The sequence below is a fragment of the Bacteroides sp. GD17 genome (assembly GCF_038448625.1).
Classification (GTDB): Bacteria; Bacteroidota; Bacteroidia; order Bacteroidales; family Bacteroidaceae; genus Bacteroides.
Window position 1 is genome coordinate 322,940 of record NZ_JBCEZS010000001.1, and the last position, 26,922, is coordinate 349,861.

Annotated in this window: 18 protein-coding genes and 2 pseudogenes; 6 read left to right on the top strand and 14 right to left on the bottom strand. The window is 46.3% G+C overall.

The features are described from left to right. Positions 1-93: 93 nt before the first annotated feature. The 4 genes from AAE250_RS01070 to AAE250_RS01085 form a co-directional block, all read right to left on the bottom strand. Positions 94-1,584: a RagB/SusD family nutrient uptake outer membrane protein gene (locus AAE250_RS01070; RefSeq protein ID WP_294595410.1), complete on the bottom strand. Its 1,491-nt coding sequence runs from the start codon at positions 1,582-1,584 to the stop codon at positions 94-96. Positions 1,585-1,610: 26 nt separating this feature from the next. Beyond that, a complete protein-coding gene (locus AAE250_RS01075; RefSeq protein WP_294595409.1) occupies positions 1,611-4,685 on the bottom strand; it encodes a SusC/RagA family TonB-linked outer membrane protein in 3,075 nt (1,024 codons plus the stop codon). A 168-nt stretch (positions 4,686-4,853) separates the two neighbouring features. After that, the gene (locus tag AAE250_RS01080; RefSeq protein WP_294595408.1) at positions 4,854-6,413 is read right to left on the bottom strand and encodes a sulfatase family protein; all 1,560 of its coding nucleotides are present in this window, start codon (positions 6,411-6,413) and stop codon (positions 4,854-4,856) included. A gap of 487 nt (positions 6,414-6,900) precedes the next feature. Continuing rightward, on the bottom strand, positions 6,901-10,968 hold the full coding sequence (locus AAE250_RS01085) for a hybrid sensor histidine kinase/response regulator transcription factor (RefSeq protein WP_294595407.1): 4,068 nt from the start codon (positions 10,966-10,968) through the stop codon (positions 6,901-6,903). A 189-nt stretch (positions 10,969-11,157) separates the two neighbouring features. Here AAE250_RS01085 and AAE250_RS01090 point away from each other — a divergent pair, with 189 nt between their 5' ends. The 3 genes from AAE250_RS01090 to AAE250_RS01100 all read left to right on the top strand — a co-directional run bounded on the left by AAE250_RS01090 (position 11,158) and on the right by AAE250_RS01100 (position 14,618). Then, positions 11,158-12,243, top strand: a complete 1,086-nt coding sequence (locus AAE250_RS01090) for a phosphotransferase enzyme family protein (RefSeq protein ID WP_294595405.1) — start codon at positions 11,158-11,160, stop codon at positions 12,241-12,243. Then, positions 12,234-12,968 carry a carbohydrate-binding family 9-like protein gene (locus tag AAE250_RS01095; RefSeq protein ID WP_294595404.1) on the top strand — a complete coding sequence of 245 codons (735 nt, stop codon included), beginning with the start codon at positions 12,234-12,236 and terminating at the stop codon, positions 12,966-12,968. The genes AAE250_RS01090 and AAE250_RS01095 overlap by 10 nt, the downstream gene beginning before the upstream one ends. An 846-nt stretch (positions 12,969-13,814) precedes the next feature. Beyond that, positions 13,815-14,618, top strand: a complete 804-nt coding sequence (locus tag AAE250_RS01100) for a hypothetical protein (RefSeq protein ID WP_294595402.1) — start codon at positions 13,815-13,817, stop codon at positions 14,616-14,618. A 351-nt stretch (positions 14,619-14,969) separates the two neighbouring features. Here the strand turns inward: AAE250_RS01100 and AAE250_RS01105 are convergent. After that, positions 14,970-15,229: pseudogene (locus AAE250_RS01105) on the bottom strand (hypothetical protein); the annotation flags it as partial. Between the two features lie 101 nt (positions 15,230-15,330). On the opposite strand from AAE250_RS01105, the pseudogene AAE250_RS01110 reads away from it, so the two are divergent. Beyond that, positions 15,331-15,480 (top strand): annotated as a pseudogene (locus AAE250_RS01110) (glycosyltransferase family 4 protein); the annotation flags it as partial. A gap of 38 nt (positions 15,481-15,518) precedes the next feature. Here AAE250_RS01110 and AAE250_RS01115 read toward each other — a convergent pair. From AAE250_RS01115 to AAE250_RS01130, 4 genes are all read right to left on the bottom strand, one after another. Next, positions 15,519-16,565, bottom strand: a complete 1,047-nt coding sequence (locus tag AAE250_RS01115; RefSeq protein WP_294595400.1) for a CDP-glycerol glycerophosphotransferase family protein — start codon at positions 16,563-16,565, stop codon at positions 15,519-15,521. 97 nt (positions 16,566-16,662) lie between these two features. After that, positions 16,663-17,469, bottom strand: a complete 807-nt coding sequence (locus tag AAE250_RS01120) for a LicD family protein (RefSeq protein ID WP_294595399.1) — start codon at positions 17,467-17,469, stop codon at positions 16,663-16,665. 14 nt (positions 17,470-17,483) lie between these two features. Beyond that, a complete protein-coding gene (locus AAE250_RS01125; protein WP_294595398.1) occupies positions 17,484-18,215 on the bottom strand; it encodes a phosphocholine cytidylyltransferase family protein in 732 nt (243 codons plus the stop codon). Further along, positions 18,212-19,261: a pyridoxal phosphate-dependent aminotransferase gene (locus AAE250_RS01130; RefSeq protein WP_294595397.1), complete on the bottom strand. Its 1,050-nt coding sequence runs from the start codon at positions 19,259-19,261 to the stop codon at positions 18,212-18,214. Before AAE250_RS01130 ends, AAE250_RS01125 begins: the two co-directional genes overlap by 4 nt. Positions 19,262-19,482: 221 nt before the next feature. Between AAE250_RS01130 and AAE250_RS01135 the strand changes: the two genes are divergently transcribed. Next, entirely contained in the window at positions 19,483-20,481 is a 999-nt protein-coding gene (locus AAE250_RS01135) for a glycosyltransferase family 9 protein (RefSeq protein WP_294595396.1), read from the top strand. Here the strand turns inward: AAE250_RS01135 and hldE are convergent. From hldE to AAE250_RS01160, 5 genes are all read right to left on the bottom strand, one after another. Next, positions 20,462-21,892 carry a bifunctional D-glycero-beta-D-manno-heptose-7-phosphate kinase/D-glycero-beta-D-manno-heptose 1-phosphate adenylyltransferase HldE gene (gene hldE / locus AAE250_RS01140; RefSeq protein WP_294595394.1) on the bottom strand — a complete coding sequence of 477 codons (1,431 nt, stop codon included), beginning with the start codon at positions 21,890-21,892 and terminating at the stop codon, positions 20,462-20,464. The genes AAE250_RS01135 and hldE overlap by 20 nt on opposite strands. Beyond that, positions 21,889-22,377, bottom strand: coding sequence for a D-glycero-alpha-D-manno-heptose-1,7-bisphosphate 7-phosphatase (locus tag AAE250_RS01145; protein ID WP_294595392.1), 489 nt, complete (start codon positions 22,375-22,377; stop codon positions 21,889-21,891). The genes hldE and AAE250_RS01145 overlap by 4 nt, the downstream gene beginning before the upstream one ends. After that, positions 22,370-22,951 (bottom strand): D-sedoheptulose 7-phosphate isomerase, encoded by a 582-nt coding sequence (gmhA, locus tag AAE250_RS01150; protein ID WP_294595391.1) that lies wholly within the window; start codon positions 22,949-22,951, stop codon positions 22,370-22,372. Before gmhA ends, AAE250_RS01145 begins: the two co-directional genes overlap by 8 nt. A gap of 89 nt (positions 22,952-23,040) precedes the next feature. Then, complete coding sequence (locus AAE250_RS01155; RefSeq protein ID WP_294595389.1) at positions 23,041-23,790, bottom strand: lipopolysaccharide kinase InaA family protein; 750 nt, start codon at positions 23,788-23,790, stop codon at positions 23,041-23,043. A gap of 8 nt (positions 23,791-23,798) precedes the next feature. Then, on the bottom strand, positions 23,799-25,592 hold the full coding sequence (locus AAE250_RS01160; RefSeq protein ID WP_294595387.1) for an LTA synthase family protein: 1,794 nt from the start codon (positions 25,590-25,592) through the stop codon (positions 23,799-23,801). A gap of 260 nt (positions 25,593-25,852) precedes the next feature. On the opposite strand from AAE250_RS01160, the gene AAE250_RS01165 reads away from it, so the two are divergent. Continuing rightward, complete coding sequence (locus tag AAE250_RS01165) at positions 25,853-26,917, top strand: CDP-glycerol glycerophosphotransferase family protein (protein WP_294595385.1); 1,065 nt, start codon at positions 25,853-25,855, stop codon at positions 26,915-26,917. Positions 26,918-26,922 lie beyond the last annotated feature (5 nt).

Sequence of the window (26,922 nt, forward strand, 5' to 3'; positions counted from 1 at the left end):
GCGGCCCCTCCCTCTCGTACATATCAAATTGATTAAGGTCTATTTGATTCCTTTGATAATAAGGTTAGAAAAAATTGTGTCAGTACGTTTCTATTAGTAACCTGCGTTGTTGGTCCATTGTGTCAGCTGAATTTGCTGATAAGGTATCGGGAAGTAATAGTGATTGTTGCTCTGGAAGGTAGAACCGCTCCAGGTTTCAGATCTTACTTCGCTTACCTTCTCCAGGCGAACCAGGTCGAACCAACGCTTCATTTCTGCGAAGAATTCCCAGCCACGTTCGTTGAATACAGCTGTTTCGAATGCAGTAGCATCAGTAGTCGTAGTCAACTGCTCCTTTGCGTAGCCAGCACGCTTTTGTACGGTCTGGATAGCTTCCAAAGCTTGTGAGTTTACGCTGTTGGTTGCGCGGGTAGAAGCTTCTGCGTACATCAACAATACATCTGCATAACGATAGATACAAGTGATACCGTTGGCTTGTGCACTCTTACCCGGAGCACCTTCGTCATAGTCGTAGTACTTGGAGATAGCGGGAAGTTTGTCGGCACTTTCCTTATAAGTGACGTGACCGTTTTTCGTGTCCCACTCCGTCATGTAGTTCCATGCCTTACGTGCATCGTCCGGATAGTTCAGGAAGAAGCTTTCATTGGCATAATAGTCAGACCAACCGGCGTTAGGGGCGAAATCGCTCGGATAGTATGATTTACCGTAGTTACTTGCAGTTTTCAATTTCGCACTGTGATGGATAGCGAACATTACTTCGTTGGCCTGTTCTTTATTGGCTTCTTTCCACAGTTCAGAGTATTCTTCTGTCAGGTGCAGACCGGAATGATCAATAATATCTTTGGCTGCAGCAGCTGCCAATGAGTAATATTCTTGTCCTCTCTTAAGAGGCCAACCTGCCATAGTCATGTAAGCATCGGCAAGGCATGCTTCGGCTGCCCATTTGGAAGGAGTAGAGCTAAAGCCGGTGCGGCTCTTTGCTGGCAATAGTTCCACAGCTTTTTTCAAACTTGGGATAACTGCTTGGTCGTAAATTTCTGCAACGGCAGTTCTCGGCATATAGGTAGAAGCATCTTCTTCTTTGAGGATCAAAGGTACATCACCGTACATGCGTACCAAGTAGAAATAAGAAAGTCCACGAAGGAAGTAAGCTTCTCCCAATACTTGTTCGAACTTCTTGGCTTGATCTGAGTTTTCCGGAAGCACTGTCTTGTTGATGAGCTTGTTGGAATTGTTAATAACAGTAAAGAAGAGCGACCATGTCGTATCAAAATCAGCAGTATTGGCTGTAATGCTTGGAGACAATCTGTAATAGTTTGCTAATTCATTGTTTGCCTTTGCTGCACGGTAGATGATGTCGTCTGAGCATACGTTTATACGTTGCAGACGGCAGTTGAAACCATAGTTACCATTCCACAGGTCGTTGTAGAGTGCTGTGGCGGCTTGTTGAATACCATTTAGGTCCATGCTGGCGATGTATTCTTCTTCAGTGATGAAGGATTGCGGCTCTTGTGTCAAGTCTACACAAGAAGTCGTCAGAAACATGCTGCTGGCGATTGTTGCTATATATGCTAATTTTTTCATATTATTCTTGTTTAAAAGGTAAATCATTAGAATGAGAAATTCAAACCGATCAGGTAGTTGCGGCTGTTAGGATATGAACCCCAGTCAACACCTTGTACCAGCGGGCTACCCATGGTAGCTTCCGGATCCAAACCAGAGTAGCTGGTGATGTGGAACGGGTTCTGAACAGAAACATAGAGGCGCAGGTTGGTAATGCCGAGTGACTTGCAGGTCAATTCAGGCAAAGTATAACCCAAAGTAATGCTCTTCATCTTGATGAAGCTTCCGTTTTCTACAAAGCGGCTGCTGAACATATTCTTATTTTCAGTACCACCAACGAATCCCGGTACGTCTGTATTGGTGTTAGTCGGCGTCCAACGGTTCAAGAAGTCGCGCATCGGAGTAACACCGGCCATAGTCTGTCCATTCACAGTGTTGTATCCCATCTGATGAGTGGCGTTATAGATATCGAAGCCGTGGAAACCTATTACGAAGAATGAGAAGTCAAAATTCTTGTAGTTGAAGCTGTTGTTCCAACCCCAGTTGAATGTAGGCTGACCACAACCGATGATACCTTGGTCTGCATCGTTTATTACTCCGTCTTTATTAACATCTACATATTTGGAGTTACCGGCTACTACATTATAAACTTCACCGTTTGTTTTGCCATTCGTGTTGCCGTTAGCGTCTACGAAAGGAGCATTAACTTCGTTTTCCTGCCAGATTCCGCCAAAAGTATATCCATAGAATGTACCCAACTTTTCGCCTTCGATCATTTGGAATAACTGGTTCTGGAAGTTACCGGCTTGTTGCTGACGATGGTTGGCGGTCGGTATCTTGTTGAAAGTACCTTTATTGTGTGATAAGGTAAGATCTGTATGCCAGCTGAAATCTTTGCTGGTGAACGGATCTGCACTGATGGTAAATTCAACACCGGTATTCTTGATTTCGCCGGAGTTCATCAACAGTTTGCTGTAACCCATGTGTGCAGGTTGTGCCAATTCCAATAAGATGTCTTTGGACAGTTTGTTATACCAATCGGCTGTCAAACGTACACGACCGTTGAGGATACCAAAGTCAACACCTACGTTGAATTGATCATTACGTTCCCACTTCAGATAAGGAGCGGCGGGGCGGTCTACTTTGTAAGAAGTCGATCCGTCGCTGTTTCTTACCGGAGTCATTTTAGAGAAAATACGGTAAGCTTCTACAGCTTGGTTACCTACAGAACCGTAGCCAAGGCGAAGTTTCAACTGGTCGATGAAACTGTTGTCCTTCAAGAAGTTCTCTTGTTTCAGATCCCAAGCCAAGGCAGCAGAAGGGAAGTAGCTCCATTTGTCTTTCAGACGTGAAGAACCGTCGGCACGGATAGAGGCAGTAACCATATAACGATTCATAAATACATAGTTCACGCGGAACATACCGGACATCAATGTATTAATGACACGGTCGGAACCGATTGCTGCAAGATTAGCATCAGACCATGCAAGGTTGTTGGTACCTATGCGATCGATGTAGTCCAGATTGTAAGCAGTACCTGTATGATTGTAATTGTTGTCGTAAGATTGCTCAAATACAGCTGTGGCATTAATACGATGGTTGGCATTGAATTCTTTAACGTAACTTAAAGTGTTGGTGTTTAGCCAAGAGGTATTCCAATAGCTACGAGATATACCTTGAGTCATGTTGTTCTTGTAGTTGTAATAGCTTTGTTCGTTTTCTACAGAGGTATTCAGTCTGTTGTCGAACAAAACACCCAGTTGTGAGCGGAAGCTCAAACCATCCATGATGTCGAACTGAACATAACCTTGGATGCGGTTATTTATCGTCTTATTAGAGTTATTGGATTCCCAGATATATCCCATCGGATTGTATGAAGGGCTGCCGTCAAAGAATGCATTGTTGTATCCACCCTCTTCGTTTTTCGGTTCGATGGTGTTGGGGAAATACATGGCTTGTTGAATTAAGCCGTCGTATTCGGTGATACGCGGAGATGTTGTTTCTCTGTAGTGACCGTAGATATTCATACCGGCTTTCAGCCATTTCTTGATTTTGGTGTCTACCTTCAAACGCCAGCTGTAGATTTGGCTGCTTGATTCTTTAATGATACCTTCATCGTTTTGGTAGCGGAGAGATGCCAGGAAAGTAGTTTTTTCACCGCCACCGGCGATAGACATTTCATAGTTCTGTGTAACGGCAGGGCTACGGAAGATTTCTCTTGAATAGTCGAAACCAGCTTTACCAGACTTGAAAGCAGCCAGCTGATCGGCGCTATAATATTTATTACTTTCGCCAAAACGTTCTTGTCCGTACTCGTTAAGCAAGTTTGCATACTCGTATGGAGAAAGGTTATCAGCATATTTTGCCACAGTCTTAATGTTAGCGAATGCGTTGAAGGATACAGTCAACTTATCCTTAGACGGATTCTTCGTACTAACCAGAATCACACCATTAGCACCCCGAGAACCGTAAACAGCCGTTGCAGATGCATCCTTCAATACTTCGATAGATTGGATGTCGGCAGGGTTCAGAGATTGGAGAGAGCCACCGATGAAACCGTCGATAACAACCAGCGGGCCAGTTTCAGCAGTGATAGAGTTGATACCGCGCACGCGGATGGTGTTGTCTTCGCTTGGGTTACCGGAACCGGAGAGAACCGATACACCCGCCATACGTCCTTGAAGGGCATCGGACACGTTACCGGTAGGAGTTCCTTTCAAGGCATCGGCAGCTTTTACCGAAGCAACTGCACCCGTCAAGTCACTTTTGCGCTGAACGCCGTAACCTACTACTACAACTTCTTGCAGCAGTTGGGTGTCTTCAGCCAGTTTCACGTCGATTTTGGTTTTGCCGCCTACAGCGATCTTCTGTGTCTGGTAGCCGATGTAGGAGAATACGAGCGTTGCGTTTGCGGGGACACCGGGAAGGGTGTAGTTTCCGTCGATGTCTGTGATACATCCGTTGCTGGTTCCTTCAACTTGGATGGAAGCACCAATCACCGGACCTAAGTTGTCAGTCACTGTACCCGTTACTGTGAGATTCTGTGCGTTTGCCTGCGTGGCAAATAGGACAGAGAGCAACATGATACCTAATGCTTTAAAGAAGCTAGATTTCTGTTTCATAAATATTAATTTAATTAGTTATTAATAAAGGTTGTTCTTTCGTTTGGTACCCGTTTGAACGATTAAATCACATCGCAAAAGTAGGAGATGAGTAGTAGAAATGTATTAGTTAATAGTTCGCAAAAAGTACGAATTCGTACAAAACCTGCGAACAACACCTATCTTGTACTATTTCCGTTCCTCCTGGTTCCGGGCGGCCTTCACTTCGTCCAGAAGGGTGGAGAGGGAGGCTACCTTGTCGGGATGGTCAGGTGCAATATTGTTCTTCTCGGATGGATCGACGGAAAGATTGTACAGTTGCGGATGTGGGTCATTGCCCATTTCCGTTCGGGTCCAATATTCCAGTGCGGGCTTGTCGCTGGGCTCGATATATTTCCAGTCTCCCTGGATGATGGACAGGGTGTTGTCAAGATTTTGCTGCACGATGTAACCACATCCGGTGGGGTCTGTACCGAGGAAGTTGTTCAGCTGGTCGCGGCTGTCGGGAGCGATGCCGGGGGCGAGCGGATGGTTCAACAGGGCGGCGAGCGAAGCATAAACATCGATCATGGAGAAGAGCGCTTGCTGCTTGCCGGGCTTGATGCCTTGCGGCCAGCGTACGATGAACGGGATGCGTGTGCCGGCATCGAAGGCGCTGTACTTACCGCCGCGGTAGTGCTTCATGGGAGTATGGCCGTTCAGCAGTTCGCGGGCTTGGTCCTGATAGCCGTCGTCGATGACGGGGCCGTTGTCGCTACAGAAGACGAAGATGGTGTTGTCGGCCAGGTTCAGGCTGTCCAGTGTGTGCATGATTTGTCCGACGGTCCAGTCCAGTTGCAGGATGACGTCGCCGCGGGGGCCGAGGCCGCTCTTGCCTGCAAAGCGGGGGTGGGGGACGCGGGGAACGTGGACGTCTTGCGTACCCATATAGAGGAAGAAGGGTTCGTCTTTATGAGCCGTGATGAAGCCTTGGGCTTGGGCGGTGATGACGTCGGCGATGTCTTCATCGGTCCAGAGGGCGGAACGTCCGCCGGTCATCCAGCCGATGCGGGGGATGCCGTTGATGATGGTATTGTTGTGACCCTGGCTGGGCTTCATCTTCACGAGTTCGGGGTTTTCGAGCCCGGTGGGCCAGTCGCCTACTTTATGGTCGTAGCTGACGGTGATGGGGTCGTTGGGGTCGAGGCCTACGACGCGGCCGTTCTGCACGAAGACGCAGGGGACGCGGTCTACGGTGGCGGGGATGATGTATTCGTAGTCGAAGCCGATGTCTTGGGTGTTGGGCTTGATGAGGCCGTTGAAGTCGGTGCCGCCTTTAGGGCCGAGGCCGAGGTGCCATTTGCCGATGGCGGCGGTGGCGTAGCCTTCTGCGCGGAACATATCGGCCATGGTGACGCAGGCGGTATCTATAATGAGTTCGGAGTTACCGGGGGCGATGCCGGTGTTCTCCTGTCGCCAGGGATACATACCCGTCAGCAGACCGAAGCGGGAGGGGGTGCTGGTGGAGGAGGTGGCGTAGGCGTTGGTGAACTGCATGCCTTGGCCGGCAAGGCGGTCGATGTTGGGGGTGCTGATGCGGGTGGCACCGTAGCAACTCAGGTCGCCGATGCCCAGGTCGTCGGCTATCAGGTAGATGACGTTGGGCTTCTGACGGGGGGCGTCCGAGGCGTCTTTCTTCGACGGGGAACCGCAGGCGGCCAGCAGGGCGGCGCCGGGGATCAGGGACCATAAAGGGGAGAAATGTTTCATAGCTCTTTGACTTTAGATTTCTAATTCGGAGGTCAAAGATAGGGAGCTGCCGGGAATTTTGCGTATATAGAAGTACGAAGGAAGGGAGAATTCGTACAAAATACGGATAAAACGAAGAAAACGGATGAATCTGTAAAAGCTCTCCTGTACTCTGCATATAGCCTTGCGAACGGGGTGAAAACTGCGACTCGACGGAGCGAAAAATGCGTCGAGTCGCAATTAAAACTCCGTCGGGTCGCAGTTAAAAATGCGTCGAGTCGCAGTTTTCGCTCCGTCGGGTCGTAGTTTTTGCTCAGATGCTTACTATTCTTCATAGCGCTGATAGACATGAGTTATATTTTTTAGACAGAAGAACATAAGAACAAAAGGATAAATGCAGCTCAGCTAAGCTGCATAAAAAAATATGTTCTTTTGTTCTTATGTCTAAAACAGATTCAATCCGCGTCTGAAAAATAATCACGTCGCAAGGAAACCTCGCAAGGAAATCTCAGCTTTCCTCTTCTTCCTCTTCCTCCCCGGTTCCGCTTTCCCCCTTGCGGTAGGCCAGCGGACTGACATGATAGACGTCCTTGAAGCATTTCGAGAAGTAGCGCGGCGAGCTGAATCCTATCCGGTCGGAGACTTCGGTAATGTTCAGCTCCGGATTGTTGCGCAGCAGCAGTGCGCCCTTCTTCAGGCGGATGGTGAGGATAAAATCGTTCGGCGTCTGTCCGGTGATGGCTTTCAGCTTGGTGAAGAGATTGGTGCGTGCCATCGCCATTTCGCGGGCGAAGGTGGCGACGTTGAATTCCGTATCGTCCAGATGCTTCTCAATGACGGCCATGGCCCGGTCCAGTATCTCCTTGTCGATGGGGTTCGTGGCGAGCATCTGCGCAAAGGCTTGCGGCTGCTTGCTGAACTTCTCTTGCAGGAGGATGCGCGAGTTCACCAGGTTGTTGCAGCGCGAGATGAGCAGGTTGGTGTTGAACGGCTTGGTGATGTAATCGTCCGCACCGATGCGCAGACCTTCGATGTTCTGCTCGATGGCGGTGCGCGCCGTGAGCAGGACCACGGGGATGTGGCAGGTGTTGAAGTCGCTCTTTATCTGCTTGCACAGTTCGGTGCCGGACATGCGGGGCATTACTACGTCGCTCACTACGATGTTGGGCATTTCCCTTTGTACCAGTTCCCAGCCTTCCACACCGTCGGCGGCCGTCAGCACCTGATAGAAGGGCTGGAAGATACCTGCCAGCATTTCGCGGATGGAGGCGTTGTCTTCCACGATCAGTATCTTAGCATCGGGCAGGCGCTTGATGGGAGCGTTTTCTTCGAGTTCGGCCTTCAGCAGGGCGTCGTTTTCGGGTTTGGGAGTCTCTATCTGATGCACGCTGTCGGTATTCTTGTTAATCTGCTCTTCGTCGAACTGGGCATTTCCCAGCCGGAGGCGGACGATGAAGCTGGTACCTTTCCCCAGTTCACTTTCCACATGAATGCTACCGTGATGCAACTCTACAATACCCTTTGTCAGCGCCAGCCCGATACCGGTGCCGGTCTTGCTTGCGTCGGCAGAGTCTACGGGGTCTATCTGGTAAAAGCGGTCGAATATCTTGTCCACTTCCTGTGCATCGATGCCCGTGCCAGTGTCGCTCACGCGGATGACGGCATCGCTGCCTTCGGTCCGTATGCCGAGGGTGATGGTATCTTCGGCCTCGGTGTGCTTGATGGCGTTGGACAGCAGGTTGTTCACCACCTTCTGCAACTGCTTCTGGTCGTACCACACCTCGAGGCTGTCCGTCTCTTTCTCGAACTTGAAGTTGATTTGCTTGGCGCTGGCATATTCCAGGAAGAGCAGGTAGTTTTCGTAGAGGAAGTTGACGATGTTGTGCGGGCTCACTTTAATTTTCATGTGTCCCTGTTCCTGCTTGCGGAAGTCCAGCAGTTCGGTGATGAGCTCGCGCAGCTGGATGCTGTTCTTGTAGATGCCCAACACCTTATTATATATAGCAGGTGTGAAGTTCTGGAGTTGCATCAGCGTTTCCACCTGCGCCACGATCAGCGTCAGCGGCGTGCGGAACTCGTGGGAGATATTGGTGAAGAAGCGCAACTTCGACTGGTTCAGCGCCTCCACGTCCTGAATGTGCTTCTGCTCGTACTTCAACGACTCGCGCAGTTTGATACGCGACTTATAGGTACGCACCAGGTACCATAGCAGGGCGGCCGTCGCTACCAGGTAGAGCAGCCAGGCAAGCGGCGTCTTGTACCAGGGCGGCAGTACGCGGATGATGAGCGATGCCTCCGGGCAGAGGCTTTCGTCCTTGCCGTTGGACTTGATGAGCAACTTGTAGGTACCGGCGTTCAGGTTGGTATAAGTGATGTTGCGCAGGCCGCGGGTACTGTTCCAGTCGTTGGAGAAGCCTTCGAGCTTGTAGATGATGTCGTCTTTGTTGGCCGCCACATAGTTGGAGGTGGCAAACTCGATGCTGAACATGGACTGGTCGGCATTGAGCGTTATCTTGGGCGTGCAGAACAAGGCTTGCTGCAGGATGCCGGTCTCGTCTCCCACTTGTATCTCCGCGCCGTTCACGATGAGGCGGGAGAGGATGATATTGTACGGTTTCGGGGTGAAGTTCAGTTCCATTTCGTGGAAGGAGATCATGCCTTGCGTACCGCCCAAGAAGATTTCGCCGTCGCGGGTCACGCAGAGGGCGTTCTCATTGACGGCGGTCAGCGGGAAACCGTTTTCGGTGCTGTAATTCTGGAAACGCTTGCTTTGGCAGTCGAAGATGGAGAAGCCTTCGTTGGTGATGAGCAACAGCTTGCCGCTGCTGGGCGACTCTTGCGTCTCGTAGATGCAGTCGCTGGCAAGGCCGTTCTTCGCCTGGTCGAAGTTCTCGAAGTCGTTCGTGTCGGGGCGGTACAGGTCCAGTCCGCTGCCCGAGGTGGCAAACCACAGGTTACCTTTGCTGTCTTGGGTGATGTTGTTTACGTTGTTGTTGCTGATGCTGTTCGGGTTGGCGGGGTCGTGGCGGTAGTTGGTCAGCCGGCCCGTGTCAAAGCGGTAGCTGAACACGCCTTCGCCGGTGGCGGCTATCCACAATGTGCCGTTGCGGTCGAAGGTGACGTCGGCCACCATCTTTATCCGCTTGCCTTCCTTGCTGTCTTGGAACAGTTGCCGGCATTTACCGTTGGCGGGGTCGAAGAGGCATACGCCGTACTGGGTTGCTACGACCAGACGGTCCTCGTAGGGGGCAATGTCGCGGACGATGTCCGACGGAAGTGTTTCGGGGTTATCCGCCTCCATCCGGTAGTGGGTGAAGCGGCCGGTGCGGATGTCCAGCTTGTTCAGTCCTCCCAGGTGGGTACCTATCCATATCACTTCCTTCTGCGGGTCGTAGTAGAGCGCCTTGATGTTGTTGTGCGAAATGCTGTTCGGTCCGTCGCCGGGGCGGAACCACTTGAACTCGCGGGTGCGGCGGTTGTAATAGTTCAATCCACCGCCTTCGGTGCCAATCCACAGGTTGCCGTCCTTGTCTTCGATGGTACGGCCTACTACCGGATTGCTCAGTCCTTTCTTCTCGATGGGGGAGTAGATGTAGCGGGTATAGATTTCGTACTCCGGATTGAAGTAGTTTACTCCGCCGAAGTAAGTACCCAGCCATAGTGTGCCTTGATTGTCCTTCACGATGCACCAGATGGAGGAGTGCGTCAGTCCGTCGCTCTGCGTGTCGCTCGCGGTATGGTTCTGAAACAGACCCGTACTCTTGTCGTAGCGGTTCAGTCCGTTGAAAGTTCCTATCCAGATATTCCCCAGGTTATCTTCGCAGCACGCCCTGACGAAGTTGGACGAAATGCTGTAAGGGTTCTTCGGGTCGTCGGTAAAGTTGATGATATTTCCGTCGGGTTGTACCTGATACAGACCCTCCTCCCAGCTACCTATCCACAGATTGCCTTCGCCGTCCTGGTAGATGCTGGTGATGTTTCCTTTGCGGATGGGGTGGCTCAGTTCCTTGCTGTCCAGGTGCAGGCGGTACACGCCGTCGGTGGTGGTTCCCATCCATAGCTGGCCTTTATCCAGGTGCATGCAGCATATTTCCAGGTTCTCGCCTGCCAGTTGGTAATACAAGTCGAAGTTCCCGGTCTGTTCGTTGTAGCGGTATATCTCGTTTCTTTTTCCGATGTAGAGGGCGTCGTTGTAGTAGATGCTGCTGACGGCTCCTTGCAGCAGGGTGGTGAACCGCTGGGTGGCGAGGTTGAATTCGGCAACGCCTTCGGTGCAGAGCAGGTATATCTTCCCGTTGTGGTTTCCGGCCATGCGCAGCACGGTGTTGCAGAAGAGGCTGTAAGGGTCGTTCTTCCGCAGCTTGTAGGTCTGTATGTCTTCTCCGTCGTAGCGGTTCAAGCCCTCGCGGGTGCCAATCCACAGTACACCATTTTCGTCGATGTAAAGGCTGTTTACAGAAAACTGGGACAAACCGTCGTCGGTAGTCAGATGATTGAAAGTGATGTTCTGTGCTTGCAAGGTTGTAGCAGCTATGCCCGCTAAAATAAGGAGCAGTCCGATGGTTAACTTTCGCACTTTTCAGGTTGTTTTTAAGGTTTCAGTTACAAATATAGGTATATTTTATGCAAGACTTCTTATTTATCCGCTTGTTTTTGCGGTTATGTCTGCTTAAATGTATAATTTTGGAGGCTCCTTGTACGATATCTGACTTTTGATATCGGGCGAAGAGCATATCTTTGTAAACAAATTAATGTATTAACCATCATGAAAGACCTTTTATCTATTGTATCTCATTTTCAAATGAATGGAACGGTCCGCGAAATCAAGCCCTTAGGCGCCGGACTCATCAACGACACGTACAAAGTAACTACCATCGAGGACGATGCTCCCGACTACGTCTTGCAGCGCATCAACCATGCCATCTTCCAGAATGTGGAGATGTTGCAGGCCAACATCGACGCCGTGACCCGTCACATCCGCCGGAAGCTCGAAGCAAACGGAGAGGCCGATGTAGAGCGTAAAGTACTCCACTTCCTGCCTACCACCGACGATGGCAAGACTTACTGGTACGACGGTGAAAGCTACTGGCGCGTCATGGTATTCATCCCCCGTGCCAAAACCTACGAGACGGTGAATCCGGAGTATTCTTACTATGCAGGTGCTGCTTTCGGTAACTTCCAGGCCATGCTGGCCGATATCCCCGACACACTGGGCGAAACCATTCCCGACTTCCACAACATGGAGTTCCGCCTGAAGCAGCTCCGCGACGCCGTGGCTGCCGATGCCGCCGGACGTGTGAAGGAAGTGCAGTACTTCCTGGACGAAATAGAGAAACGCGCCGACGAGATGTGCAAGGCCGAACGCCTGCACCGCGAAGGCAAGCTTCCGAAACGCGTGTGCCACTGCGACACGAAGGTGAACAACATGATGTTCGATGAAGACGGCACCGTGCTCTGCGTCATCGACCTCGACACCGTGATGCCCAGTTTCATCTTCTCCGACTATGGTGACTTCCTCCGTTCCGGCGCCAACACCGGTCTGGAAGACGACAAGAACCTGGACAACGTGAACTTCAACATGGAGATATTCAAAGCCTTCACCAAAGGTTACCTGGAATCGGGCAAAGCCTTCCTGCTGCCGATAGAGATAGAGAACCTGCCATACGCAGCCGCCCTCTTCCCCTACATGCAGTGCGTCCGCTTCCTGGCCGACTACATCAATGGCGATACTTATTATAAAATCCAATATCCGGAGCACAACCTGGTGCGTACCAAAGCGCAGTTCAAACTGTTGCAGAGCGTAGAAGAGCATACTCCGGAGATGCAGAAATTCATAGCATCATGTATCTGAGAAAGTGTTTAATGATGATAGCGGCGGTTCTTTGCGTCGCGCCGCTATCTGCCATCAACCCCCAAAACAACAAAATGAAAGAATTGAACGTAAAGAAAGTAAGCGTGGCAAACATACCGGTAGAATCGGTTCCCGCCTTGCTCGACAAAGAGAAAGTGGCTTTTCAGCCCATAAATACCGTAAACTGGGCAGCATTTCCTTACTGTCCCGATGTAGAGTTCCGCATTGCTCATACGGAAGATGCCATCTTGCTGCACTTCAAGGTGAAAGAAGCCAGTGTGCGTGCCGTGGCAGGCAAGGACAACGGCCCGGTATGGGAAGACGCCTGTGTGGAGTTCTTCTCCATTCCTGCCGGAGACGGAGTGTATTATAATATGGAGTGCAACTGTGCCGGTACATTGCTCATCGGCGCCGGTGCCGGACGTGAAAACCGTCAGCATGCCCCGCAGGAAGTGCTCGACAAGGTGCAACGTTGGGCTTCTTTAGGCCGCGAGGCTTTTGAAGAGAAAGTAGGGGAGTGCAACTGGGAAGTAGCTCTGGTTGTTCCTTATTCTGCCTTCTTCCTCCACAACATCACTTCACTGGATGGCAAGACGATTCGTGCTAACTTCTACAAGTGCGGTGATAAGCTTCAGACTCCCCATTTCCTATCCTGGAATCCGATTGGGCTGGAAAAGCCGAACTTCCATTGCCCGGAGTTCTTCGGTACGCTGAATATGGAATAGTCCTGAAGATGTGGTTTTATAAACCAGAGTTTTTAATGATATTTCCAGCACTCCGTCACTATGTCGTATAATCGTTTGATTATTATGATGATAGTGCGTGCTGGTAAGCGTGTAGGTAGCGTGACGGTAAATGATTACCGTCACGCTTTTTTGGGCAAATGTTTATCCAATTCTTGCTGTAGTTTCTTAATACATAGATATTTCCTTCTCTTTCTTGTATGCTTCTGCGAATAGGGGCAAATAACTTCTATTAACACGAAAAATGGAGGTTTTCGGAGTTTCCTTCAACGTTTATGGACCGAAATAAGGTAGTGGGATAGCTTAATCTTCTTTCAGACTTTCGACAGTAATAAACATGGAAGTTTTTGTAAATAAGGTGATTACAGTTTCCTATAGGTAGGAAACTGGCGTTTCTTATGCGCGGGAACTACCGTTTCTCCTCATGGGAACGCGCGTTTCTCTTAATGGGAACTGCAGTTTCCTCTTATGGGAACGCGCGTTCCCTTATATGGAAACGGAACTCATAGACTTATACTGGAAATGGTTGTCACTATTAGAGTCTGGTTACTAAATAAGTTGTCAGTTTGCATGCTTTGTTACTAAATGAGTTGTCACATACGGAAAACAATGGACAAATCAGAGTGTACTTCGGTTCTCGGTAAAAGTCAATAGGGCTTGATGCCCTATCGATTTTTACGAGACAATGGATTAAACCGTCACGTGACTTATACCTCTGAGTATATTTCACCCATTTTTTCATAAGAGGAAATAAAATGAGTAAATTTTTTTTATATTAAAAAAATGAATATCTTTGTGGTGTATTATTAATTAATAAATCTAATATTTATGAAAAGAAATTTCTTTTTTGTAGCATTAATGCTTTCTTTATCTCTGTTCTCTTGTAATCAAGATGATGACTTATTAAGAGATAAATCTGATGAGACTGTTAATTACGATGTAATTACCGGAAAAGATGAATTTAAATCTGATGATTCGGAGGGGGCATCTACCCTTAATGTACTTAAGTTTACCTATAAAGGCAAAACTTATATTTCTGATTGCATATTTGGAGAGGACTTTCAAATAAAAGATGATAGTATTAAACGTATTTTTGATGAGCTTAATAATATTCCTAATGTAGCCATTGAAATAAAATCAGATTTATCTGTTGAATTTTATGACTCCAAGGAAGAATTAGATTATGCAAGTAAATTGAGACGCGAGTTCCCTCTTACAAGAGCGGAATTCGCTCCTGATGGAACATATATAAGGAATTATGAGTTGAGACTTTGGGATCGTGCTAAAGGTCGTACGAAAGGAGGCCCGTATACTCACTTCTATTCAAATGGTATACAGGGAAATCAATCTCCTGCCCCATTGTCTATTAATGAAGCCTATTTGACTAAAATTGGGTTTAATAATAACATTTCTTCTTGTCAGATGTGGGGAGAAGTTCATATGACCACCCTTATGGGCTGTCAGCCAGGTCAATATAAACAAGTTGCAGTAACGTTTTATGATGGAAATTTTACGGGAAAAAGTTTAAACCTTCCTGACATAGATGTAAACAGAACGTATACATATAGAGATTATTTTAGTGGCTTCAAATTTAATGATCTGACAAGCTCTTTTGTTGTAACTTATTATTAAATGATATTGGAGTGATTGGAATTTAGATTCTCTTTTAGAAAAGCATTCTTTCTCAAGAATATCCTATGAATGCTCTTGTGAAAAGGGAAACTGGAAAATGGGGGCATTTTTTTTACCCTCCTCTGTGGGTTAATACGTTCATTGACGGTTTATTAAGGCCTATAAGAAGGGATATTCAGTAAATGTTCCTATTTTATATAAAATGAGAAGTAAGCTTGTCTCCCATCCAGCTTTACTTTTCATTTTTTATACTTTCCACCCTTTCCTGCTTCAAAAACTTTGATATGGGCATAACACTTCACAGGTAGTTCTTCCGACTGCCTGTTTTAATTTATATTTGTGATAAATCATCTATGCTGTTTTTTCTTTTGTATCTTTTTCAATCATACAAACAGCATTGGCGGTATATATTCCCTAAAAAATCCAGAGAATCTCTGTTTTCCTGTTTCTTGCTTTTATCCTTTGAAGTGAGTAGTGTTGCTTCTGTGTGGCTGTAAACGGATATAATCCTTCAAACGTGTACCTTCATTAAAAGCTTTGAAAGCGAGGTGTTCTATAAAAGAGATACTGCCTACCTGTATGTTATTTACCTCGGCTGCGAACTCAACATTCATTCTAAACGTTTCCAAGCTTTTACCGTAATTTTATTGTAAGCCATATTTGTGGCAATTTATAGAGGCTTACTCTGTAGAAAGAACTGAATGCTTTGTAAAGGATAGGAGGCATGCGTGCAAACTTGGAAGAAGACCGGATTGATTTGTTTCATGGATTGAGCAATGAGTTACCGCTGAATATCCATCGTGTCCGCGGCATGAAGAGTGCAGTCACTATTCATGACCTCATTTTTATGCATTTGCCAAGAACTCGTTTCATACTTTGAAACTCTCTTGAATGCAAATCTTACCATCTGAAGTACTTTAGTTGCCATCTCAACTTCAGTTTACGAAATAGGTTGAGAGGCTTGGCTTTGATACGTCCTCGGAAGTTAGCTATAAAGTCATCTACAGCATTTAGTACCCGGGCTGAATTTTGTCCGTCGCGATGACTTTCATGGTAAGAGGTGTATCGGTGAATTTCCTCTATTAGCTCAGTTGGGTGGCTAAGGGCTTTCTCTATTGCGGGACCTACTTCTTCCTTTGTTTGTACATCCAGCAGGAAAGGACCGGGGTGCGTGTTACGGAAAGTTACTACCGGCTTATCGAGCATCATGTATTCTACAATGAGTGAGGAACTATCACATAGCAACACATCACTCTCTCTGAAAGTTTCCAAACCTTTGTTCACTAAGCGAAAATCTACATTAGGGCATTTCTGTGCCAAATGCTTATATTGCTGCTGAAGAATGGGGTCATCCAATTTGGGATGGAAGGTGATAATCCAGTTCCATTCTTTTTCTTTAGCCAGTTTCTCAATAACGGGAGCCATGTCCCAAGCGGAAGAAATTCCTTTGGTGAAGGTAGGGGCATAGAGTATGGTAGGAGTTTCCCGGTGAGGCTCAGGTGGTAACTTTGGGTCGAAGAAGCTGTCTACCTTGCACCATCCGGTTTCGTATATTTTAAAATAGCGATGTTTTTTCTCTAAAAAACAAAAGTAAGGCGTGCTGCTTTGCCCTTGGGTACAGTAGATATCGAACCAGCCGCGCAAGGTGAAGTGGTCATCGATCTTTTCGATGCGCTTCTTCATGGGGTAGCCATGAAAAACTGCGACCTTTACACCTGGAAAGAAGTCATAAACCCAGTTGCCGGGAACGAATACGGCAATGGGGTTGAAATAAAAAACTTCATCGAATGTCTTTAGTTGTATCTCGTCCTTTTGTAATAGATTAGGGCATGAATCCTCTAAATACCAAGCAACAACATCATTACGCCGACGTATCTCTTCTTGTAAAGGCCGCAAGATACTATAGGCGTAAGTCAACGAAGCAAAAAAGAGGTAGTGTTTTTTCATTGCTACTTTTATGTTATACCTAATTTCTGAATTAAGCTGTGAAGATACATGCCCGATGCAGACGTTTGTATTTTCGGGGTAAATATAAGAAATTGTTTTAAATCTGGTCTTTATATGGGCGCTTTAAATCCAAATAATGAAATTCGTGTTGGCGTTGTTCTTCTTGTTTGGGAACAATCATGTAGTTTCCATATTTCTGCTTTAGATAGTAATCATACTTCTCTATGCCCCACACTTCTTTCCCTTCAAATAGGACCGGAGTAGGTTTTCCTATTGCTTCTTTGGGCATGATTCCTTTCCGTCCGTCATCATAATCACAAACAAACGGACTGTTATCAAAGTCATATTTAGTCATCACTTTGCGTATTCTTGTTTGTATTTCAGCAGATGCGAATAACTTGCGGCATATCAAAGGAAGCCACGAATTGACACCTTTCCCATGTTTATAGGGGTCGCGGTGTATCAGGTAGAGTAACTGCTTATACAGTTTGTAGCGGGTAAAATGCCACCGTTGTGATAATTGCCCCGTCGGCACACCATCTAACGGGAAGACGTCAAGATAAACGCCTCCTAGTCTGGAGTGTTTGCGTTCAATGAGGGTAGTACTGGCATCTTGTATTTTGGCAAATGGGAAAGGATATTCGCTATTGTTCTCAGCACATACCATTTCGTAAGGAGTCGGTAACCATTCGGAAGCATGTGCTATAAACTTATCGTAATCGGTCCTCGGCATACCTATGTCCAAATCGTCATCCCAAGGGATGAAGCCTTTGTGGCGAATAGCCCCTAATAGGGTTCCTGCCACGATATAGTATCTTAATTGATGCGTTTTACATACTCGATCGGTGGCAAGTAGGATGTCCAATATATGGAGTTGCAGAGGGCGGATGTCATATGTTACCATAAACTTATTAAGGATTAATAGAGATAGGGCGGTATTAATTGTTGTGCTTGACGAAAGTCATCTACGGTATCTAGTTCTATAGAGAAAAATTGAGAGGTGTCTGTTGCAAAGAAACTATATCCTTGTGGAATCAGTCGTTCGAATGCCCGCTCGTAAAATATATTGTCCAGATTCTCTTGTTTAATCATAATTTCCAGTTCCTGAAAAAGGGCATCGGTGTATGCTGCCGACATCTTTTCGATGCCTATGGATTCTCCTATAGCCTGACTGATGGAGCAGGTCTTGCTGATTTCCAGAATTTTTCCTTCAGAATCTGTGATGACTTTGATCTCTTCCTCTCCTAATTTATGCCGATTGACGGCAAGAGTGTCAGCCTTTTCAGAGTGAAGTAGTTCAGTGACAACTTGAGGATCGAAAAGAATATCGCTATCCAGTAATAATATTTCTTCTTTTGCGGCTTGTGAAGCGGTAAGCCATAAAGAGTAGATATTGTTGGTCGATGCATAAAGTTCATTATAGATGAATGTAATGTCTTGCTGCGGATAGTGTGCCCGAATAAAATCGACAATTAGCTGTTGGCAATAGCCTGTGACGATGATAAACTCTTTGATGCCATTATTGATAAGAGCGTTCATGGTGCGCTCCAGTAGGCAGCTTTCTCCTACTTTGAGGAGGCATTTGGGCTGTGTATTAGTCAAAGGGCGAAGGCGTGAAGCAATTCCTGCAGCTAAAATTATTGCTTTCATTGGGCAGCGGTCATTTTGATGGTGTTTATAACAATACGGTTTTGCTCCGGGCGCCCCAGTGTGATACGTAAATGGGTATCGATGCCTGGTTCATTCATAAATTTAATTTTGTAGCTTTCTTCCGCGAGAGCTTGTTGTAGTGCTTCCTTTAGGGCAATGGGGTATTTGATAAGGATGAAATTGGCAACGGAATGATAGACTTTAAATCCGGGTAATGCGCCGATTTCTGTTTCGTAGCGAGCACGGTCTTCGTTCATCATACAGGCAATATTGCGGTAATGGGCATCTGATTTCAGAGCAGCAATAGCTAGGTCTTCGGATATACGGTTATACCCCAAATACTTATTGCTGTATTTGATGAATCGTTCCAACTCTTTACTTATGAAGCCGAATCCCATACGCAGTCCTGGCAGGCCGTAGAATTTGGAAAGGGTACGCGCAATAATGAGGTTGGGGTATTTATTGATTAATACTCGGAGATATCCGGCATCTGCCGATACGAAGGAGGCATATGCTTCATCCACTATCACAGTTGTGTAGGATGGAATGTCCGCTAATAGTGTGTCAAGTTCTTCGGGAGAAATCCCATTCCCCGTAGGATTGTTGGGGGAGGCGATAAGTAGGACTTTAGCTTTTTCGTGCTTTACCACCTCCTTCATTGCTTCGAAGTCATACTTGAAAGTGTCTCCTTCTTCGTAAAGTGGATATTGCAGTGTATGACCGTTTACCTCATCGGCAATAGATTTATAGTACCACCATGAGAACTGGGGAATCAGGATGGTTTTGTTATCTTTATCTTCGGTCAAGAAGTAGTGTACGGCTTGTTTTAGAATATCTTCACCTCCGTAACCTAATAGGATTTGTGATTCTTCTATATGATATAATTCTGATAAAAAGACTGATAGTATACTTTTTTGCCCTTCATCGTAGATACGGGTATAGAAGCAAAGCTTATTTATATCGAAGTTTTTTAAGGCTTCCACAACTTCCTTTGACGGTTGAAAGTTAAATTCATTCCGGTCTAAAAAGTTTAATTCGTTTTTCATGTTATTTCTTAATATGATTTCTTGGACTTTGATATTATTTAAGTCCGCTTATAAAATTTCGCAAAGATATATATTTTATTTAGGAATGGCAAGAAAAGAGAACAGAACTGATTATATGGTATAGTGAATAGGGTGAAATATAGCATATTTTTACCCAAGTACTTTGTTTTTTCATTATTGACACTTACTTTTGTGCCATATCAATAATAAATTTGCCGGTTATGACCAAATTCTTAATTATCCGTTTCAGTTCGATAGGCGATATCATCCAGTGTATGGGGATTATCGGTGGAATACGCGAACGTTTTGAGGATGTAGAAATTCACTGGATTACCCGCAAAGACATGGTAGGGACCTTGTCGATGGATAGTAGAATTGATAAAATCTGGGCTTTCGATAAGGCGGCAGGGCTTTCCGGGCTGTTGAGTATGGCGGCTGATTTGAGAAAGGAACATTTTGACTATATCTATGATGCTCATAGCAATATCCGGTCTAATATACTGAAGTTGATATTGTCTCCTATCCCCTTTGTGAAGCCCCATGTAGCTCTACGGAGTAAGGAGAGAGGCAAACGCTTTTTGCTTTTCAATTTTGGTATCAACCGTTTCGATAAACCTTTCAGAGGAGTGGTCTCTTTTCAGAAACCATTGAAGAAATGGGGGATTACGCATTTCCCGAATGACTATAACGATTGGCACTTCCCGGAAGAAATAATCAGCAAGTACGAAAACTTTGTGACGAAAGATACCGTTACGCTTGTTCCGTCTGCCAATTGGGAGATGAAACGGTGGCCTGTCTCTCATTGGAAGGCACTGATTTCCTTGCTTCCCAATTATAAATTTATCATTCTGGCGGGGCCGAGTGATACTTTTTGCGAAGAGATAAGGAACATTGCTCCCGAACGGGTGGTGAACCTTGCCGGGCGCACTTCGTTGATGGAATCTTGCTACTTGGTGTCCCGTTCTAATCTTGTTATTAGTGCCGATACAGGCTTTATGCATGCAGCAGATTTATTTAGAGTTCCGGCTCTTGCATTGATGGGACCTACTGCTTTTGGTTTCCCTACGGGACCTACGGTAGAAGTACTCGAAATAAACCTGCCTTGCCGTCCGTGCACCAAAGACGGACGGGGCAAATGCAAGCAAGCGGTTTATCAGAAGTGTATGGTGGATATTACACCCAAACAAATTGCTGACCGGGTTATTGCTTCTCTTGGCTGATAGCACTTATCGTTTTAGTGGTAGAGAAGCCATCGACAAAAGGAATTGTTATCGTTTCTTTGGCATACTCCCTGCCTACGATATTCTCTATCGCATAGTCTCCGCCTTTTACCAGCACATCCGGGGCCACAGTCTTGATAATGTTCAGCGGGGTATCTTCTGTGAAGATCACTACGTAGTCCACGGACTGCAGAGCAGCAAGAACTGTAGAACGGGCATCCTCATCATTGATGGGGCGTGATTCTCCTTTCAGGCGCTTTGTTGACGCATCGGAGTTCAGTCCTACAATGAGTATATCTCCCATCCTTTTGGCTTTTTCAAGGTAGGTGACATGTCCTTTGTGCAGGATGTCAAAGCATCCGTTCGTAAATACGATTTTCCGTTCTTGTGCCCGCAACTGCCTTACGGTATCTGCCAGTTGGGAGACAGGGATGAGCTTGCCGGCAGGTCTCCCGGTTTGCAATTCGGCTTGCAGCTCTTTGAACAGGATGGGGCTGGTTCCCATCTTTCCTACAACAATGCCGGCGGCTTTGTTGGCAAGGTAGATGGCATCTGCAATGGGGATGCCGGCAGCCAAAGCCGCGGCCAAAGTAGCCACAACCGTATCGCCTGCACCGGAGACATCATAAACTTCTTTTGCTTCGGTTGGTATGTCCTGAAAGGTTTCCGGGGCAATGTAGGACATTCCTTTCTCAGAGCGGGTCACCAACAGAGAAGTCAGATTATACCCTTTTAGAATCTTGTCGGCTGCATGATGGATGGCTTCATCCTCATTCTTTACTTCCACTCCTGAAACGGCAGAGAGCTCTTTCAGATTGGGAGTGATGATGGTGGCAGAGCGGTATTTCTCCCAATTGGTTCCTTTGGGGTCTATAATGACTTGTTTCCCTTGCCGGGCAGAGGCAGCTATAACGTGCTGGCAGATGACGTCGTTGCACACACCTTTGCCGTAGTCCGAGATAACGACGATATCTATTTCGGGAAGTGCTCTTTGCACGGCATTCAGTAGTTTCTGTTCTGTCTCTTCGTCCAGGCACTCATTTTCTGTCTCGAAGTCCAGGCGTACCACTTGTTGGTTGTTGCCTATGATGCGGGTTTTGGTAATGGTGGGGTGCTTGGTGCAGAATACTTCGTTCTTGATAGATAGTTCGGAGAACATCTGTTGCATGATTTCCCCGTTATGGTCGTTGCCGAGCAGGCTGATGACATAAGGCGAGCAACCTAACCCCAACAAATTCCGTGCAACATTGGCAGCTCCTCCCAGTACGCTGTAGGTGCGGTTGATGCGGACAATGGGTACAGGGGCTTCGGGAGATATTCTTTTTACGTCTCCAATGTGGTAGGTATCCAGCATGATATCGCCGATGACGAGTACTCTTTTCCCCTTTATGCTATTTAATTCTGCATTCATAATAGATGGTTTGTTAATTGATTGGCCCAGTATAGAAGCGGATGCTCTGCGGTAACTAAGAAAGACTTGACATTGCTTCTTTCGCCGCATTCCACGTCAGACTTTTTGTCTCCGAACATGTAAGAGCTGGAAGGGTCTATATTATGTTTTTTGATTGCTTCCATTACCATGAATGGGGAGGGCTTGCGACAGTTGCAATTTTCCTCCGGGCTGTGAGGGCAGGTGAAGAAATCGCATAACAGGATTCCTTGCTCCTTCAGCTTCAGCGACATTGCCCGGTTGAATGCTTCGGCATCCTCCAGCGTGTAGTATCCGCGGCCTATGCCGGATTGGTTCGTTATGATAATCAGCAGAAAGCCCAGTTCTTGAAAAAGACGGAGTGCCTCGACTGCTCCGGGCAGGAATTCAAGGTCTTCAGGCTTATAGACGTACCCGAAGTCGACATTGATAGTACCGTCGCGGTCAAGAAAAATCGCTTTATTCATGGGAGCTCAGTTGGTTGTCAACGATGCCGCACAGTATATGTCCGATCGTTATATGTACTTCTTGAATTCTTGCAGATTCGGGATGGCGTATGATGAAAGAATAGTCGCAGAGATCTTTGCATCTTCCTCCGTCTCTACCTAAAAGTCCTACCGTTGTAAGGCCCATGGCTCGTGCTTTTTGCAATGCCCGCTCCACGTTGGGGGAATTGCCGCTTGTAGAGAGGCCTATCAGCATGTCCCCCTCCATCCCTAAAGCTTCTGTCTGGCGTTCGAAGATGTGGTCGAAGCCGTAATCGTTGCTGACTGCGGTCAGGATGGAAGTATCTGTTGTCATGGCGATGGCGGGAAGCCCCTTGCGGTCTGTTACAAAACGTCCCACGAGTTCGGCGGCGATGTGTTGGGCATCGGCGGCGCTTCCACCATTGCCGCAAAGTAATACTTTATGTCCTTGCCGGATTGTTTGTACTATCAGGTTGCCTACGCTTTCAATATCGGCAAGCATCCGGCGGTCGTTCAGGAGATCTTCTTTTAGCTTGATTCCTTCTATGATGGATTGGGTAATATAATCTTGCATAATTTTTTTTGTCTCATTATTGCAAAGATACGACATTTTGCTTAATTCTAATCTGAAAAGGTATAAAGCTGAATGCTTTTGAGTGTTTTTTAGAAATGTAGTTTGCGCTTGATGTACTTTTTAAGGTCTCTCTTTTTTCTCCACCTCAATCGGTTGTACAAGATGAAAAAGATACATTCTTCAATATCGAACCCTCTCTTCTCGGCATATTGGGGGACTACTTTCATAAAATCCTCGGGCTGTACATTCAACTGGCTGAATGCATTCATGGACACCCTGATGCCGGGAACTTTACCCAGTTTCAGGCGGTTGATGTCAATCAGTGCAAAATGATAATTGCCGTCTACTTTATGGCAGAATATATTCCTGGGGTTATAGTCCAAAGGCACAATCTTATGCAGATGCAGCTGGAGGGTGAATGAAACGAGATCATTTGTCAGTTTCTGTTTCTCTTCTTCATTTATTTCTGTCTCATAAATGTCTGCTACGAGTGGATAGGGAATATATTCGGAGATAAAATACCCGGTATGGAAGAAACCGTTCTTCTTAATCTCGATATAAGCTACCGGAAAGGCGGTATCAATGCCACGCTGTAGAAACAATTCTGCATATTCAAAAGCGCGGCGCGCCTTACTTTTGCGAATCCATGTATAAATGAAGCAATTTATAAGAGCGGGTCTTTTGTATTTTTTGATTACAAATTCTTTGTCGCCGAACCGCACTCTCTCCACGGTATTCCTTCGGTTGCAATAGATTTCTTCCTGTTCATATTCTCCTGATGGGATAGTCCGGATGAAACTTTCGTAAGCTGTATAATGTGGATGAATATGTATCTTCATGATTCCAGTTATTTTGAGTGTTTGCCCAGATAGTCAAAGCGTATCATCAGATCCGAAATGTCGTATGCTTTTTTAGCGAACTCAATATCTTCGGGCGTGGCATCTGTTCCTTCCACTTCCAACTGTGGACTGATGGCAAACCCTTTCTTTTGCGGGTCGAGGATGCTTTGCCCCAAGCCGCTCCAGTAGTAATCGTCCAGCTGCAACAGGTTCAGTAGGGTAGGATACATATCTATCTGCCCCATTACTTTATCATAACGCATACCTACAGGGGAGTTTACAACAATGAATGGAGTAAATGTTTTGTCGGACACGACGCCTTTGCCGCCGGGTGCTTCGCATAGCTCCTTGCGGTAAGTAGCCAGTCCTTCATGGTCACCGGTGATGACGATAAGGGTCTCGTCGTATTGGGGAAGAGTCTTCAGGTATTCAACAAACTTGCCTATCGCTTTGTCGGTATAACGTGCGGTGGTCATGTAGTCGTTCATTTTCTGCGGAATGGCAGATGAGAAGGAAACCTCTTTCAGCTCTTCGGGCAATTTGAAAGGTGCATGGCCGGAGTAAGTGACGAGCTGCATATATACATTTTCACCTTTCTTCCAGATTTCTCCGTTTTCTATCTTTTGGCGGCACTGTGCCAGGAAGGAACCGTCTCCGGTGCGTTTATGCGTGCCGAAGGCTTCTGTCAGTTCGAAATCATGATAGGCGATAATTGTATCGGTGCCGAAACTGTAGGCTATCACTCCCTGGTTCCAGGTAGATACTTTGTCTATGGTCAGCAGATAGTTGCGTGAATTTTTCTTCTGATGCATGGCCTTCAGCAGGGTTCCGTACGTATGGTCGGGATATTGGCTGCTGTATGTGCCGCTATTAATGGGAAGCATGCCGGCACAGAGCAGCAGCTGTGCATCGATGGAACGCCCTCCCTTTACCTGAGTCAGCATATGGGGCGCATACAATGTGGTGGAATCTTTCAGCAGTTTGTTGAGGTAGGGGGTGATTTCCTGTCCTTCTACTTCGGTTTCCAGTACCCAGCTTTCCAGCGATTCTGCCAGAATGACGATGCAGTTATTGCGTACACTTATATGTCCGGCAAGCGGATGATGTTCCGGTCTTTGGTTCAGCCAGCTCTCTATTTCATGCTGTATCTGTGGAGTAGGTTCCTGTTTTTGGTTTATCAAATCGTAATACAGATTGCCGAATACAGTATATATGGAAGTGGTACTTGCACATAAATAAGATTGTTGCCGAATTTTGTCGTACGATTCTTTGAATCCCCCTTTGGTCATGATGGTTATGGCAAACAGGAGAATGCAGAAACCTAAGGCGCCTTCGTAATAGAGGTGTGAGACATTCTTTGAAGAATGCTTATAGCGTAGATAAAGAGGAATATTAGCAATGGTGGAAATGGGGAAAAGAATATCATACCAGCGGAAGGAATCGTAGACGCTTCCGGTAAAATCGGCAAGATTCCCTGATAAGGCATAGCTGTTAAGGGGGATGGCGGTGTAGTATGTGCGGAAATACATCAAGTTGATTATCAGTAGTATATCCAGCAAGAACATGATGACGATTTCTGTCTTCCAAAGACGGAAAAACTTATAGGGTACAAGCAGTATAAGAGTTGCGATTATTTTCGTAGCATAAAATTCGATGGTCGAGAATGAAGCGAACGTAGTCGGTATGCTCCATATAAGATCGAATAGTAAGAATTTGAAAAAAATGGTGATTCCGAACAAAAGAGCCACTTTATCTGTTGCCCTTTGCTGGTTACCAGAGCAATGAAAAAGGTTTCTTATCATAAAACAACTATTTAGTATTGGGGTGCAAAGATAAATATTTTGAGGGACAAAGCGTTGCATATCCATAGGTTTTGATGAAAATATTGATAAAAGTCATTTTTTTTTCTGCTTTCATGCAGTATATGACAAATTCTTGTATTTACTTTGCAGACGTTTAAAGCAAAGATACAGGGCAACTATAGATTTTGAGATTTTGACTTAACGTTTTGTTCTATTGGTAACTTGGTGACGCTTGTCGTCGCTACGACATTTGTAGATTTATGAAGAAGCATTATTTATTTTTCGTTTCGGTAGCATATTCTTACCCTATCCTTCGTCCGCTTCAGGATGAGATTTGGAGCAGGGGAGATGATGTTGCGTGGTTTATTGAGCCTGATTGCCCGGTTATGTTAGAGAAAAGTGAAAGATGGTTGCACTCTGTCCAAGAGGTGATGGACTATCAGCCGATTGCAGTTTTTGCACCGGGTAACTATATTTATGACTTCTTTCCTGGAGTGAAAGTTTCACTCTTCCATGGCTACCCCATCAATAAGCGTGGCGACGAGAAGGACGACCATTTCTCTGTCCGCGGTTGGTTCGATATTTATTGCACGCAAGGCGAAACGAGTACATTGCCGTTTAAGGAACTTGAGCGTAAGTATGGTTTCTTCAAAGTATACGAGACGGGGTGGTGCAAGGCGGATACCTTTGTGAAGGAGCGTGCAAATACTTCTCATAATGCCCGTCCGGTAGTTCTGTATTCAACAACGTTCACGAAAGATATTACTTCTGCTCCCTATCTGTTTGAGACTATCAAGCGGCTGGTTAAGGAGAAAGATTGGGATTGGATTATTTCTTTCCATCCTAAATTCAATGATTCGGCTGTACTCAAAAAATATAAGGCACTGGCAAGTGCTTGTCCCAATGTGACTTTCCATGAAAACGGCATTGTGGATGCCAATTTGCTGAATCGTGCAGATGTGCTTTTGTCTGACGCTTCATCTGTGATTGTAGAGTTTATGATGCTGGATAAGCCGGTGGTGACTTATCGTAATACCATGCCCGGTAAGCATTTGCTGGATGTTACGGATATAAACGCTGTTGAAGGTGCTTTGGAGAAAGCAATCTCTCGTCCGGCTGAGTTGATGGAACAGATTCGTGCGTATGTACATAAGCATGAGGCACATTTGGATGGGGAGTCTTCTGCCCGTGTGCTGGACGCTGTGAATAACTATATTTGGTATTATCAGGGCAGAACCAGAACGAAACCATGGAATCTGGTGCGGAAATTTAAATTGAGATGGAAGATTGGTTATCCTCTGATGTCCACCTTGGGGCTATGGTAACCATC

Coding starts and splice junctions, on each gene's coding strand:
- AAE250_RS01145 (WP_294595392.1), bottom strand. CDS start 22,377: ATGAATAAAGCGATTTTTCTTGACCGCGACGGTACTATCAATGTCGAC.
- AAE250_RS01090 (WP_294595405.1), top strand. CDS start 11,158: ATGAAAGACCTTTTATCTATTGTATCTCATTTTCAAATGAATGGAACG.
- AAE250_RS01155 (WP_294595389.1), bottom strand. CDS start 23,790: ATGAAGATACATATTCATCCACATTATACAGCTTACGAAAGTTTCATC.
- AAE250_RS01135 (WP_294595396.1), top strand. CDS start 19,483: ATGACCAAATTCTTAATTATCCGTTTCAGTTCGATAGGCGATATCATC.
- AAE250_RS01165 (WP_294595385.1), top strand. CDS start 25,853: ATGAAGAAGCATTATTTATTTTTCGTTTCGGTAGCATATTCTTACCCT.
- hldE (WP_294595394.1), bottom strand. CDS start 21,892: ATGAATGCAGAATTAAATAGCATAAAGGGGAAAAGAGTACTCGTCATC.
- AAE250_RS01075 (WP_294595409.1), bottom strand. CDS start 4,685: ATGAAACAGAAATCTAGCTTCTTTAAAGCATTAGGTATCATGTTGCTC.
- gmhA (WP_294595391.1), bottom strand. CDS start 22,951: ATGCAAGATTATATTACCCAATCCATCATAGAAGGAATCAAGCTAAAA.
- AAE250_RS01125 (WP_294595398.1), bottom strand. CDS start 18,215: ATGAAAGCAATAATTTTAGCTGCAGGAATTGCTTCACGCCTTCGCCCT.
- AAE250_RS01100 (WP_294595402.1), top strand. CDS start 13,815: ATGAAAAGAAATTTCTTTTTTGTAGCATTAATGCTTTCTTTATCTCTG.
- AAE250_RS01130 (WP_294595397.1), bottom strand. CDS start 19,261: ATGAAAAACGAATTAAACTTTTTAGACCGGAATGAATTTAACTTTCAA.
- AAE250_RS01095 (WP_294595404.1), top strand. CDS start 12,234: ATGTATCTGAGAAAGTGTTTAATGATGATAGCGGCGGTTCTTTGCGTC.
- AAE250_RS01070 (WP_294595410.1), bottom strand. CDS start 1,584: ATGAAAAAATTAGCATATATAGCAACAATCGCCAGCAGCATGTTTCTG.
- AAE250_RS01120 (WP_294595399.1), bottom strand. CDS start 17,469: ATGGTAACATATGACATCCGCCCTCTGCAACTCCATATATTGGACATC.
- AAE250_RS01115 (WP_294595400.1), bottom strand. CDS start 16,565: ATGAAAAAACACTACCTCTTTTTTGCTTCGTTGACTTACGCCTATAGT.
- AAE250_RS01160 (WP_294595387.1), bottom strand. CDS start 25,592: ATGATAAGAAACCTTTTTCATTGCTCTGGTAACCAGCAAAGGGCAACA.
- AAE250_RS01080 (WP_294595408.1), bottom strand. CDS start 6,413: ATGAAACATTTCTCCCCTTTATGGTCCCTGATCCCCGGCGCCGCCCTG.